We start from the raw sequence: 14,359 nt of genomic DNA on the forward strand, positions 1-14,359 counted from the left end.
ATAATTTTTTATTAAAATAAATCTACATTATATCTATCATATCTATTCCAAGTAAATTCATACCAGATTTTATAATATTTCCTGTTATATGAATTATATTAATATAAATATTGCTATAAATAATATTTTTACAATCTATTAATTTTTTTTTTTGATAAAGACGATTAAATGTTCTAGAAATTTCATAAATATAATTTGCTAATAAAGACGGATCAAAATTATTGGATGATTTTATTAATACAAATGGATATTTATTAATAATTTTAATTATATTTTTTTCATACAAATCAAATATAATATTATTCCAACAGTTATTTATTAAATAACAACTTTTTAAAAAATTTCGTTCTAAAGAACGAATTCTTGAATAAGTGTATTGAATATATACACCAGTATTTCCTTTAAAATTTATAGATTTTAAAGGATCAAAAATAATTTTTTTTTTAGGATCCATTTTAAGAAAAAAATATTTAAGAGCACTTAATCCTATTTTTTCATAAGAAATTATATCATCTTTTTTATAATTTTTTATTAATCTTTTTTTATTAAAATTTTTTTTTGCTATTGATATCATTTTTGATATTATATAATCTATATTTATAACATTTCCAACTCTAGATTGCATTCTTCCAGTTGGAAGAAATACCATTTCATATGAAAAATGAAATAATTTATTTACCCATAAATATCCAAGACTTTTTAAAATTCTAAAAAGAATTTTAAAATGATTTTCTTGTTCTTTTCCAACAACATAAATCATACGATCTATATTAAACTCTTTTAAACGTTTTATGGCATTTCCAATATCTTGGGTTATATATACTGAAGTTTTATCAGATCTTAATAGAAGTTTTGGATCATATCCCTTTTTATTAAAATCAATCCAAACAGATCCATCTTTTTTCTTGAAAAAGATTCCTTTTTTTAAGCCTTCTTTTATAATTTCTTTTCCAATATTATATATATTACTTTCATATTCTGTTATATCAAAATTTATTCCCAATTTATCGTAAGTTTCTTTAAATCCATCATATACCCAATTATTCATTTTTTTCCATATATCTATAGTTTTTTTATCTCCATTTTCCCATTTTTTTAATAATATTCTTGCACATTTTAATATAGGAGTTTCCTTATTTTTATATTTGTTTAATTCTTCATTATAAATTTTTTCAAAAAAACTATAATATTTACCAACAAAATGATCTCCTTTAATATTTTGTTTAATTGGAGTGATACCATTACCAAATTTTTTCCATGCAATTATAGACTTACATACATGTATTCCTCTATCATTAATTATTTGTACTTGTATTACATCATGTCCAATCATTTTAAGTATTTTTGACATAGACGATCCAATAAGAATATTTCTTAAATGACCTAAATGAAGAGGTTTATTTGCATTGGGAGATGAATACTCTATTATTATTTTTTTTTTTTTTAAAAAAAAATTTTTTTTTATATTATAAAAAAAATTTGAATTAGACATCTCTCTAAGAAGAGATAAATAATAATTATCTTTAAAAATAAAATTTAAAAATCCTTTTAAAATTGAAAATTTAACATCATTGTTAAATTCGTTATTAACATAATTTCCTATATTTTCTCCTATTTCTTTTATAGGTTTATTTAAAGTATTGGATAACGAAAATAATACTAAAGAAATATCTCCAAAATCATTATTTTTTGGATATTGAAAATCTAATTTTATAATTTTTTTCTTATAAATTGAATATATAGCTTTTTTAATAATTTTTTCTATAGGTTGAAAATAATTTTTATTCATTATATATTTTTTTTTAACAAAATTCTCCAACCAAAAGTATCTTCTGATAAATTATGTTGTATATCTAATAATTTTTTTTTTAATAACAGTGATAATCTATCTGATTTAGGTAAATCAGGAAGATAAAAATTATTTCCTTTATAATTAATAGTTTTAAAAAAATTTATAACTGCAGCTGTTCCACACCCAAAAGCTTCTTTTAATTCACCTTTTTTTATTCCTTCTATGATTTCTTTAACATTTAAATTTCTTTCTTCTACTATTATTTTTTCTTTTTTTGCTATAGACAAAATGCTATTACACGTAATTCCTCTTAATATTCTATCATTAGCTTTTGGTGTTATTAATTTATCTTTAAACCAAAAAATTACATTCATAGTTCCCAATTCTTCTATTTTAGTATGTGTATAAGAATCAGTCCAAAGAATTTGATCAAATCCTTCATTATTTGCTATTCTAGTTGGATAAAATGAAGAAGCATAATTACCTGCAGCTTTTGTAAAACCAACCCCTCCTTTTGTTGATCTACTATATTTATCTTCTATTTTTACTTTTAAAGGATTATTATAATAAGAATCAACTGGAGTTGATACAATAATAAACATATAATCATTAGATGGTTTTGCGGATAAAATCGTACTTGTTGCTATTAAAAAAGGACGAATATATAAAGATTTTCCATAACTTTTTGGTATCCAATCTCTATCTATATCTATAAGTTTTCTTAATCCATTCATAAATATGTCTTCAGGTATAGGAGGCATTTCTAAGCGAATAGCAGATTTATTAATTCTTTTAAAGTTTTCTTTTGGACGAAATAAAAAAACTTTATTATCTTTATCCTTATAAGCTTTCATACCTTCAAAAACTGCTTGTCCATAATGAAAAACTAATGATATAGGAGATAATAATATTTTTCCAAATGGTTTAATTATAGAATTAATCCATTTTCCATTTTTAAATTCTGAACTAAACATATGATCAGAATAATATTTTCCAAAAGAAATATTATTAAAATTTATATTTTTTATTCTTGAATATATAGTTTTTTCTACTTTCATACATAAATCATTTTTTTATAACAAAAATAAAATTATTTATTTTTTAATTTTCATTAATTTTTATTACTTTTTCTATAACATCTTCTATAGAAGGTTTAGAAAAATAATCACCATCCGATCCATAAGATGGTCTGTGTTCTTTTGCGGTTAGTGTCTTAGGAGAACTATCTAAATAATAATATCCATTTTGATCTTCTAATATTCTTTGCATTATATATGCAGAAGCTCCACCTGGAACATCTTCATCTACAATCAATAGTTTATTTGTTTTTTTTAAACTTTTTACTATATCTTTTTGTAAATCAAAAGGAAGTAAAGATTGGACATCAATAATTTCACTGCTTATATTGAATTTTAATAATTCTTTAGCTGCTTCACTTACAATTTTCCATGTTGATCCATAAGTAACAATAGTAATGTCTTTTCCTTTCCTTGTTTTTTCTACTATTCCTATAGGTGTTTTAAAAAGACCTAAATTATTAGGTAATTTTTCTTTAATTCTATATCCATTTAGACATTCTATTACCAATGCTGGATCATCTGAAGATAATAACGTATTATAAAAACCGGCGGCTTTAACCATATTTCTAGGTACAAGGACTAACACACCTCTTATATAATTTATAATTCCACCTATAGGTGATCCAGAATGCCATATACCTTCTAAACGATGACCTCTTGTTCTAATAATTAAAGGAGACTTTTGTCCTCCTTTAGTTCTATATTGTAAACAAGCAAGATCATCACTAATAATTTGTAATGCATATAAAATATAATCTATATATTGTATTTCAACTATTGGACGTAATCCTCTCATTGCCATACCTATCCCTTGTCCTATAATAGTAGATTCTCTTATTCCAGTATCAAAAATACGAGTTTTACCATATTTTTTTTGTAAACCTTCTAACCCTTTATTTACATCACCAATTTTTCCAACATCTTCTCCAAAGATTAGTAAATCTGGATATAATTTAAACAACTTATCGAAGTTATCTCTTAAAATAATTCTTCCATCAACTTTTTCAGATGTCGAATTATACGTTGGAAAAATTTCTAAAATATTTTTGAAAGAATATTTAGAATTACTATATAAATGTGAAGAATAATTATTAATTTCTTTATTGTATTTTTTTTTCATCCATTTTATTAAAGTATTTTTTGAATTTGAATTAATAAATGAATTAGATTTTATTTGATTTAATGAAAATAATAATTTTCTTATTGGAGAAAATATAGATTTTTTAGTTATTATATTTTCATCATATAAATTGCTTACATAATTTTTAATCCAATTACAATTAGGATGTTCTTTTTGTATATTTTTTATTATTTTTAATGCATCATCTCTTATTGAAGAGATAGACTTTTTGAAGTCAATCCATGCTTCTTTTTGTTTTTTTATGACATATTTTTTTGATTCTAAATCTATTTTATTTAAACAATCATTATTTTTTACTATTTTTATTCCATTAAATTTAAAATCTAAAATCCATTTTCTAAATACATTTAATCCATCATTTTTTATTTCCCATTTTAAACGATTTTTAGATTTATAATTTTCATGAGATGAAGAAGTAGAATGTCCTTGAGGTTGAGTCAAATTTTTAACATGTATTATAACAGGAACATATTTATTACGAGCTATTTTATCTGCTTTAAAATATGTTTCTATAAGATTGATATAATCATATCCATTTACTTGAATAATTTCTATTCCTTTTTCTTTTTTATTTCTATTAAATCCTAGTAATAAATCACTAATATTTTTTTTTGAAAAATGATATTTATTAGGTACTGATATTCCATATTCGTCATCCCATATTGATATTATTATTGGAATCTGCAATACTGATGCTGCATTTAAAGATTCCCAAAATAAACCTTCAGCAATACTTGCGTTACCAATTGTTCCAAAAGCGACCTCGTTTCCATTATTAGAAAATTTTTTATGTGTTTTTTTTAAATTTTTTAATTTTCTATATATTTTTGATGCTTGAGCTAATCCCAATAATCTAGGCATTTGAGATGCTGTAGGTGATGTATCAGCACTAGAATTTTTTTGTTTATATATATTTTTCCAAAATCCATAATTATTTAAAGATCTTGTACTAAAATGTGATGTCATCATTCTTCCTGAAGAAGAAGGTTCAAATTTTACATTTGAATGTGCATAAAGTTGTGAAAAAAAATTTTTTACGGTTAAAATTCCAATAGCCATCATAAAAGTTTGATCTCTATAATATCCAGATCTAAAATCTCCATCTCTAAATACCTTAGACATAGCTAATTGAGGTATTTCTTTGCCATCCCCAAAAATACCAAATTTAGCTCTTCCATTAAGAACTTCTTTTCGTCCTAAAATACTAGTTTCACGACTTATTATAGCTAATTTATAATCTTTTAATACCATTTTTTTAAATGAGTCAAAAGACGATTTTTTTAACAAATCGTAAAATCTTTTCATTATATTTAATTTTTATTGAAAAAAAGAATTTTTATTATATAAATTTCTTTTTTAATTTTGGAAAAAATAAATTTAGTATTTTATGATACGAAATTACTATGGTAATATAACTCTTTCTATCATAAAACCAGATGCAATAAAAAATGGATATACATTACCAATATTAATTATGATATTTAAAGCAGGATTTAATATAAAATCAATAAAAACAATGAAAATATCCAAAAGATTGGCAATAAAGTTTTATAACGAACATAAAAATAAATATTTTTTTAATAATTTGATAGATTTTATTACTTCTGGACCTATTTTATCAATGATTTTAAATAAAAAAAATGCAGTAGAAGATTTTAGAAAATTAATAGGAAATACAAATCCAGTAGTGGCAAAAAAAGGTACAATACGAAATTTATATGCTACGTCTTTAAAAATGAATGCTATCCATGGTTCTGATTCTAATGATAGCGCAATCAAAGAATCTTTATTTCTTTTTTCTGATTCTTCAGTTTTATTATAAATATATTATGAAAAAATTTTTTTTAACAATTACAATCTCTTTTTTCTCATTATTGTTTATTATTGGATTATGGAGTATTAATATATACAATAATTTGATTGAACTTAATGAAAAAGTAAAAAATCAATGGGGACAAGTTGAAAATGTTTATCAAAGAAAATTGGATTTAATTCCAAACTTAGTAAATACAGTAAAAGGGTCATCATTTTTTGAAAATAAAACTTTAAATCAAATTGTAGAAGCTAGATCAAAAGCTACTAATATACAATTAAATTCTAATGAGTTAAATCAAAAACAAATAGATAATTTTCAAAAAACGCAAGAAAATTTAAATAATTATGTAGGAAAATTATTAGTTATACTAGAAAATTATCCTAATATAAAATCTACAGAAAATTTTTATGAATTACAACATCAGTTAGAAGGCACTGAAAATAGAATAAATGTAGAAAGAAATAAATTTAATAATGAAGTAAATAATTTTAATATTTATCGTAATAAATTTCCAAGAATATTAATAGCAAATTTTTTTAAAATATTTAAAGAAAAAGGTTATTTTAAATCTATTAGAAATAAATTTTCAATTGTAGATTTTTCTAATTTATAAATTCTTTTTTTTAACTAAATTGGAAAAATAATAAATCGTAATATGAGAATTGTTATAAGAAAAATATTATTTACATTATTGGTTTTTTTTATTAATTTTATTTCAATAATTCCAATAATTGCTGGCAATTTTCATATACCTAATCCTCCTGATAAAATATATCCAATTCAGGATTATGCAAAAGTTTTATCAAAAAAACAAATACAAAATTTAAATAAAAATATTATTTCATATTCTAAAAAAACATCTACAGAAATTTTAGTATCTATTATTAAAAATACTAATCAAAATGATCCAAATTTTATAGCCCAAAAATGGGGTGAAAAATGGAAAATAGGAAAATCAAAAAAAAATAATGGAATAGTAATTCTATTATCAATAGAAGAAAAAAAAATATCTATACAGAATGGATATGGAATAGAACCTTATATAACTGATATTTTATCAAATAAAATAATACACAAAATAAAACCTTTTTTAGAAAAAAAAATGTATTATAATTCCATAGATTTTTGTACAAAAGAAATATATAAAACATTAAAAAATAACTTTAAAAAAGAAAAAGAAAAATATTATAAAAAAAATTTTTCATTTATTATTACGATGATTTTTATTGTAATTATTTTTATAATTATGTTTATACTACCTCGTACTTATACAAGGCATGAGGATTTATTATTTAATATATTTATAATAACAAATTTTTTAAAAAGTAATAATAATAATAATATTAATGATGATGATTTTTTTGAGGGTTTTGGGCATGGGGGTCATTTTGGAGGAGGAGGATCTGATGAGTCTTGGTAAGACTCACTTTTTTTTATAGATTTTAGATATTCTTCTAAAGAATTTATTTTTTTTATTGTATCTATTTCTTTCTTACGTTCTTTTAAAAGAATTTTTTTTGGAACACATGATAAAAAATTTTTATTTAATAAATTATCTCTTATTTTATATAAAAATTTATTAAGATTTTTAATATTATTTTTTATATTATTTATATTTTTTTTATTTAATTTTGTATAATTTTTTTTAGAAAAAAATAAAAAGAATTTTTCAGAATCTAATAAAAAAAAATGAAAATATGAATAATTTTTTGGTTCCTTAGATAAATATATGACTTTTGATATATTTGCTAGTTTTTTTAGTATATAAAAATATTCTTTATTTTCTTTTTTCATTGAGAATAATACACAATTTGCATCTTTACTTATAGAATTTTCATTTTTTATTTTTCGTGTTAATGATATTATTTTAATTATTCTTTTGAAAGAAGAAATTATTTTAATATCATAATTTTTATTCTTAGGCCAAGAAGATATCATTAATACATTATAATTTTTTACAGAATTAATAATATTCCATATTTTTTCGGAAATAAATGGAATATATGGATGTAATAATTTTAATATTTTCTTAAAATATTTAATTATAAAATTATACACTTTTTTTGAAATGTATTTTTCTTTATAAGGTTTAATTACTTCTAGAAAGATAGAACAAAAATCATTTAAAAAAAATTTATATAAAATCATTAATGATTCGTTTAATTTATATTTTGATATTTGTTTATTAAAAATATTTAGAATATAATAAAAACGATTTTTTATCCAATTTATAACACAATGTGGAGGTATATATTCTTCATTTTTTTTTAAAAAATCTGTTTTTTTTAAACTATTAATTAATCTAAAAGCATTCCAAACTTTGTTAATAAAATTTCTTCCTTGTAAACACATTTTTTCTTCAAAAAAGAAATCTTTCCCCGGAGTAGTTTTTAAAATAACTCCAAATCTTACAGAATCTGCTCCATATTTATCAATTAAATATGTATAATCTGGAGAGTTATTTAATGATTTTGATATTTTTTTATTATTTGAATCCCTAACAATACCAGTAAAAAAAACTTTATTAAAAGGTTTTTTATTTCTTAATAAAAAACCAGACATAATCATTCTTGAAATCCAAAAAAATAATATATCTGAACCTGTTACCATATCTTCTAATGGATAGTAATATTTGATTTCATTATTATATGGATTTATTATTCCATCAAATACAGATATAGGAAGTAACCAAGATGAAAACCATGTATCTAAAACATCTGGATCTTGTTTTATATCATCTATAGTAATATTACTATTTTTAACTTTATTTTTTATCTCTTTCATAGCATCATCTATATTTTCTGCTATTACAAAATCATTAATACCATTTCCATAAAAAAACGCAGGAATACGATGTCCCCACCATAACTGTCTAGATATATTCCAATCTCTAATTTTTTTCATCCATTTAAAATAAATTTTTTTATATTTTTCTGGATAAAATAATATCTCTTTATTTTTAACAGCTTCAAAAGATTTTTTTGATATTTTATTCATTTTTAAAAACCATTGAATAGATGGAATATATTCAATCTCTGATAAAGTTCGTTCTGAAAATCCTATTTTTTGTTTTAATTTTTCTACTTTTAATAAAAATCCTAAACTCTTTAATTCTTCAACTATTTTTTTTCTAACAAAAAATCTATCCATATTTTTATAATGAAGTCCTTTTTCATTTATAGTAGCATTTTTATTAAAAATATTTATTACATCTAATTTATGTTTTTCTGATAAATATTTATCACGTATATCATGTGCTGGAGTTACTTTAAAACATCCAGTACCAAAATTTATATCAGCACATGAATCTTTTATTATAGGTATTGATTTATTTATGATTGGAACTATTACTCTTTTATCATTTAAATGATAAAAACGATTATCATTTGGATTAAAACAAATTGCAGTATCACCAAATATAGTTTCAGGTCTCGTTGTTGCAACAACAACATATTTATTATCATTTTCTATTTTATATTTTATATAATATAAACATCTAGTTTTATTTTTATATACTATTTCTTCATCTGATATTGTTGTCCTAGATTTAGGATCCCAGTTTACTATTCTATATCCTCTATATATGTACCCTTTTTTATATAAATCAATAAAAACTTTTATAACAGATTTATACAATTTTTTATCCATAGTAAACTTCAAACGATTCCAATCACAAGAACATCCTAATATTTTTATTTGATTTAAAATTATTTCTTTATGATACTTAACCCATTTTAATACATATGATAAAAATTTTTTTCTACCTAAACTATTTTTAGATTTTCCTTTTTTAATTAATTTTTCTACTACTTTTGCTTCTGTTGCAATAGATGCATGATCCAATCCAGGAACCCAACAAACATTATATCCATTCATTCTTGCATGTCTTGCTAAGACATCTTGTATAGTATTATTTAAAGCATGTCCTATATGTAATTTTCCTGTTACATTTGGAGGTGGCATAATAATAGTATAAGGAGTACGATTATCTGGATAAGAAGAAAAATAATTTCCTTTTATCCATTTTTCATATATTTTTCGTTCAATAAGTTTATGATCGTATTTTTTTGGTATTTCAAAATCCATAAATTAAATATATGTATAAATTATAAATTATTAATTTATTATGAAAATAACATTAATTGCGTCAGTTTCAAAAAATGGATTTATAGGAAAAGAAAATAAATTAATGTGGAATTTTCCTAATGATTTAAATAGGTTTAGAAAATTAACTTTAGGAAAACCTATTATTATGGGAAGAAAAACTTTTGATTCAATTGGAAAAATTCTTCCTGGAAGAAAAAATATTGTATTAACAAGAAATAAAAGTTCAAAATTAAAAAAAATAAAAAAAATAAAAATAATTCATTCTGAAAATGAAATTAATAAACTTCCTTATAAAGATATATTTATTATTGGAGGAGAAGAAGTATATCATAAAATGATTAAAACAGCGAATTTAATAGAACTAACTTTAATTCATAAAAATTTTAATGGAGACTCAAAATTTCCTAAAATTAATGTAAAATATTGGAAAATAATAAAAGAATATTTTTATAAAAAAGATAAAAAACATTTTTATGATTATAGTTTTATAACATTAAAAAGAATAAAATAAATTATTAAATTTCAAGAGTGTAAGTTTTAATTTATTAAATTTTAAATATTTTTTTTATATTTATACAAATGAATATTACTAAACGTTGTCGTTGTATCACCAAAATTTTACTATTATTATTGTTTACAGTTATATCATGTAACGATAAAGTTTTTGCACTTGATAAGGATAGTGATTCTGTTGTACCTAAGGTAATGTATCATAATTCAAAAGAATATAATAATGATATATCAGAAAATGATGGTGAATTGGATTATGAATATTTATATAACAAAATGATAGATTTAGAAAAAATAATAATAAGTATAACAGAAAATGATAAGTATAAAAATACTAATACTCTTATATATAATGATATGGTTGATGTTCAAAGAGAAATTTCAAAAGAAAGAAAAAGAATAATAAAATTTACAATGGATAAAAAAGTTGGTATAAAAAAACATAAAATATCCGTTAAAGACTTAAGAAATAATTCTAAATTTGAAGAAAAAATATCAAAATTAATTAGAATTATACATAAAAATGATTTCATTATCAGTTTTATTAATTTAATAGATGATATGAAAAAAGAAAAAAATTTAATAAAAATAAAAAGAAAAAAAGAAAAACTTTTTGATATTCAAAATAGACCACGATCAGAAATAATTTATTATTACAATTATTATAAAATTATTATAACTGAATATTAAATATATTTCGTTATTTTTTTTGTTATGAAAAAAAGGGAAATAACTTTTAGAGAGGCAATTTCAGAAGCAATGAGTGAAGAAATGAGAAGAGATAAATCAATATATCTTATGGGAGAAGAAGTTGCTCAGTATAATGGAGCTTATAAAGCTTCAAAAGGTATGTTGAAAGAATTTGGATCAAAAAGAATTATTGATACACCAATATCAGAATTAGGATTTTCCGGGATAGGTATTGGTTCTGCTATGAATGGATGTAGACCTATTATAGAATTTATGACATTTAATTTTTCTTTAATAGCTATGGATCAAATAATTAATAATGCTGCTAAAATATTTTATATGAGTGGTGGACAATGGAATATACCAATAGTATTTAGAGGTCCAACTGGATCTGCTGGTCAATTAGGTGCAACACATTCTCAATCTTTCGAAAGTTGGTTTGCTAGTTGTCCAGGATTAAAAGTAGTTATTCCATGTAATCCTTATGATGCAAAAGGATTATTAAAATCATCTATTAGAGATAATAATCCAGTAATTTTTATGGAATCAGAACAAATGTATGGAGATAAAATGGTTCTTCCAGAAGAAGAATATTTGCTACCAATTGGTAAAGCAAGTATAAAAAAAAAGGGAAATGATGTAAGCTTGGTATCATTTGGAAAAATGATGAAAATAGCTATTAATGCAGCAAAAAAATTAAATGAAGACAATATTAGTGTAGAAGTAATAGATCTTCAAACTATAAGACCATTAGATTATAATTCTATAATTATTTCCGTAAAAAAAACTAATCGTCTAGTAATATTAGAAGAATCATGGCCATTTTCATCTATTTCGTCTGAAATATCATTTTTTGTTCAAAAAAATGCATTTGATTATTTAGATGCTCCAATTAATAGAGTTACTTTATTAGATACGCCTGCACCTTATGCTTCAAATTTAATGTCTGAATGGTTTCCGGACGAAAAAAAAGTAATTAAATCTATAAAAGAAACCCTTTACATTTAAAAAACATATTTTAATATTTTATATATATTTTCGGGTTTATCCATTGTATAGTAATGGATAATTTTAGTTCCATAATTTTTTAATTCTTTAGATTGATGTATAGCCCATTCTATTCCTATATCATATATATTTTTTTTGTTTTTAGTTTTTTTTATTTCTTTAACTAATTCATTAGGTATACTTAAATAAAATTTAGAAGGTAAACTATTAAGTTGTTTTTTAGAAGAAATTGGTTTTATTCCTGGAATTATAGGTATATGTATTCCCTCAATCCTACATTTTTTTACAAAAGAAAAATATTTTTTATTATCAAAAAACATTTGAGTTATGATATAATTAGCTCCTGATTCTACTTTTTTTTTTAAAAAAAATAAGTCACTTTCAATATTAGGAGATTCTATATGTTTTTCAGGATATCCAGCTACACCAATACAAAAATCAGATATAGGATAATTTTTTTTAATATTTAAATTATTAACTAGTTTAACTAAATCATATGCATATTTGTATTTATTTTTTTTTGGAAAAAATTTTTCTCCATATTTCAAATTATCTCCTCTAAGTAATAATATATTATTAATTCCTAAAAAATTTAAGTCTATTAAAATATTTTCTACAATTTTTTTATTTAAATTTTTACATATTATATGTGGAACTACATCTAATTGATATTTATCAATAATAGTGGCACATATACTTATAGTTCCTGGACGTTTTGATATTTTTTTTAATTTTAACAATCCATTTTTTTGTTTTAAAAAAATAAATTCTTTATTATGATAGGTGACATTAATAAAGGATGGTTTAAATTCCATAAGTCTATCTAAATTAAAAAAAGTATTTTTAATATTTTTTCCTATTAAAGGCGGTAAAATCTCAAAAGAAAATAAACTATTTTTTTTTTTACATAAAATATGGTCTGTAATTTTCATAAATCATTTTTTATATGACAAAATCCTGTATAAGGAATTAATACTTTTGGTATAGTAATTTTATTATTTGTTTGATTATTTTCTAAAATAGTAACCAATATTCTAGGTAATGCTAACGAACTTCCGTTTAGTGTATGACAATACCCAACTTCTCCTGTAATTCTTTTTTTATATTTAATATTTAGTCTTCTTGATTGAAAATCGTTACAGTTTGAAACTGAGCTAACTTCTAACCATTTTTTTTGAGCAATAGAATAAACTTCAAAATCATAAGTAATTGATGAAGAATAACTTAAATTTTTTGCTGTTAATTTAATAATACGAAAAGGTAATTCTAATGATTTTAATATTTTTTTTATATGTGTAATCATATCATATAATGAATTAGTTGAATTTTCAGGAATATTAATTTGAATAATTTCAACTTTTTCAAATTGATGTAATCTATTTAATCCTCTTACTTTAGATCCGTATGAACCAGCTTCTCTTCTGAAACATGAAGTATAAGTAGTAGATTTAATAGGAAGATCTGTATCTTTGAATATTTTATTTCTATAACAATTCATAAGAGGAATCTCTCCAGTTGGAATAAGATAAAAATTATCTTTTTCTATAAAATACATTTGATTGTTTTTATCTGGAATTTGTCCAGTAGAATATCCAGATATATTATTAATCAAATATGGTAAACTATATTCTTTATATGAATTATTTATATTTTCGTCTAAAAAATATTGTATCAAACTTCTATGCAATTTAGCACATTTATCTATATAAACTGCAAATCCAGATTTACATATTTTTGATCCTAAACTTAAATCAAATAAATTAAATTTTTTAGATAATTCCCAATGAGGTAAAGGATTTTTTATATTAGAAATAATTTTTTCATTTTTAAAAATTATATTATTTTCTTCATAATTATCTTTTACATTATCATTTGGAATGTTTGGTATATAAATCAATTTTTTATTTATAGAAATAAAAATTTTCTTTAACTTGTTTCTAATATTTTTTTTCTTTTTTTTTAAAATAATAGAATTTTTTTTTAAATATTCTATTTCAGATAAATCTCTATTGTTTTTTATAATATTAGATATTTTTTTAGATAAAATATTTTCATTTTCTAATATTTTATTCAAAGAAATTTTCATTTTCTTTTTTTCATCATATAACATTAATATTTCATCTATTAAATATAATTTTTTGAATTTTCTTTTTTTTAATCCTAATAATACTTTTTCTTTATTTTTACGCAAAAAATAAATATCTAACATATTTTAT

12 protein-coding genes are annotated in these 14,359 nt (G+C 21.1%); 6 read left to right on the top strand and 6 right to left on the bottom strand.

The window, feature by feature from the left end; all coding sequences use genetic code 11:
* Nucleotides 1-22 precede the first annotated feature (22 nt).
* From argS to H0H34_RS00870, 3 genes are read right to left on the bottom strand one after another with little or no spacing between them, the layout of a single operon-like run.
* Nucleotides 23-1,789 (bottom strand): arginine--tRNA ligase, encoded by a 1,767-nt coding sequence (argS, locus tag H0H34_RS00860; RefSeq protein WP_185873442.1) that lies wholly within the window; start codon nucleotides 1,787-1,789, stop codon nucleotides 23-25.
* Nucleotides 1,789-2,850, bottom strand: coding sequence for a branched-chain amino acid aminotransferase (locus H0H34_RS00865; protein ID WP_185873443.1), 1,062 nt, complete (start codon nucleotides 2,848-2,850; stop codon nucleotides 1,789-1,791). The genes argS and H0H34_RS00865 overlap by 1 nt, the downstream gene beginning before the upstream one ends.
* Nucleotides 2,851-2,893: 43 nt before the next feature.
* Nucleotides 2,894-5,317 carry an alpha-ketoacid dehydrogenase subunit alpha/beta gene (locus tag H0H34_RS00870; RefSeq protein WP_185873444.1) on the bottom strand — a complete coding sequence of 808 codons (2,424 nt, stop codon included), beginning with the start codon at nucleotides 5,315-5,317 and terminating at the stop codon, nucleotides 2,894-2,896.
* A gap of 82 nt (nucleotides 5,318-5,399) precedes the next feature.
* Here H0H34_RS00870 and H0H34_RS00875 point away from each other — a divergent pair, with 82 nt between their 5' ends.
* The 3 genes from H0H34_RS00875 to H0H34_RS00885 are packed head-to-tail and all read left to right on the top strand — an operon-like array spanning nucleotide 5,400 to nucleotide 7,248.
* Nucleotides 5,400-5,834, top strand: a complete 435-nt coding sequence (locus tag H0H34_RS00875) for a nucleoside-diphosphate kinase (RefSeq protein ID WP_185873445.1) — start codon at nucleotides 5,400-5,402, stop codon at nucleotides 5,832-5,834.
* Nucleotides 5,835-5,841: 7 nt separating this feature from the next.
* Nucleotides 5,842-6,441 carry a LemA family protein gene (locus H0H34_RS00880; RefSeq protein ID WP_185873446.1) on the top strand — a complete coding sequence of 200 codons (600 nt, stop codon included), beginning with the start codon at nucleotides 5,842-5,844 and terminating at the stop codon, nucleotides 6,439-6,441.
* Between the two features lie 42 nt (nucleotides 6,442-6,483).
* Nucleotides 6,484-7,248: a TPM domain-containing protein gene (locus H0H34_RS00885; RefSeq protein WP_185873447.1), complete on the top strand. Its 765-nt coding sequence runs from the start codon at nucleotides 6,484-6,486 to the stop codon at nucleotides 7,246-7,248.
* Here H0H34_RS00885 and H0H34_RS00890 read toward each other — a convergent pair.
* Complete coding sequence (locus tag H0H34_RS00890) at nucleotides 7,212-9,914, bottom strand: valine--tRNA ligase (RefSeq protein ID WP_185873448.1); 2,703 nt, start codon at nucleotides 9,912-9,914, stop codon at nucleotides 7,212-7,214. The genes H0H34_RS00885 and H0H34_RS00890 overlap by 37 nt on opposite strands.
* Nucleotides 9,915-9,954: 40 nt before the next feature.
* Here H0H34_RS00890 and H0H34_RS00895 point away from each other — a divergent pair, with 40 nt between their 5' ends.
* The 3 genes from H0H34_RS00895 (at nucleotide 9,955) to H0H34_RS00905 (ending at nucleotide 12,143) form a co-directional block, all read left to right on the top strand.
* A complete protein-coding gene (locus H0H34_RS00895; RefSeq protein WP_185873449.1) occupies nucleotides 9,955-10,446 on the top strand; it encodes a dihydrofolate reductase in 492 nt (163 codons plus the stop codon).
* A gap of 68 nt (nucleotides 10,447-10,514) precedes the next feature.
* Complete coding sequence (locus tag H0H34_RS00900; protein WP_185873450.1) at nucleotides 10,515-11,135, top strand: hypothetical protein; 621 nt, start codon at nucleotides 10,515-10,517, stop codon at nucleotides 11,133-11,135.
* A 24-nt stretch (nucleotides 11,136-11,159) separates the two neighbouring features.
* The gene (locus tag H0H34_RS00905; protein WP_185873451.1) at nucleotides 11,160-12,143 is read left to right on the top strand and encodes a pyruvate dehydrogenase complex E1 component subunit beta; all 984 of its coding nucleotides are present in this window, start codon (nucleotides 11,160-11,162) and stop codon (nucleotides 12,141-12,143) included.
* On the opposite strand, the gene metF is transcribed toward H0H34_RS00905, so the two are convergent.
* Both metF and serS read right to left on the bottom strand, forming a co-directional pair.
* The gene (gene metF / locus H0H34_RS00910) at nucleotides 12,140-13,075 is read right to left on the bottom strand and encodes a methylenetetrahydrofolate reductase [NAD(P)H] (RefSeq protein ID WP_185873452.1); all 936 of its coding nucleotides are present in this window, start codon (nucleotides 13,073-13,075) and stop codon (nucleotides 12,140-12,142) included. The two genes, H0H34_RS00905 and metF, sit on opposite strands and share 4 nt — an antisense overlap.
* Nucleotides 13,072-14,352: a serine--tRNA ligase gene (gene serS, locus H0H34_RS00915; protein ID WP_185873453.1), complete on the bottom strand. Its 1,281-nt coding sequence runs from the start codon at nucleotides 14,350-14,352 to the stop codon at nucleotides 13,072-13,074. The genes metF and serS overlap by 4 nt, the downstream gene beginning before the upstream one ends.
* Nucleotides 14,353-14,359 lie beyond the last annotated feature (7 nt).

It is taken from the genome of Blattabacterium cuenoti, from assembly GCF_014252375.1.
Lineage (GTDB): Bacteria > Bacteroidota > Bacteroidia > Flavobacteriales > Blattabacteriaceae > Blattabacterium > Blattabacterium cuenoti_AH.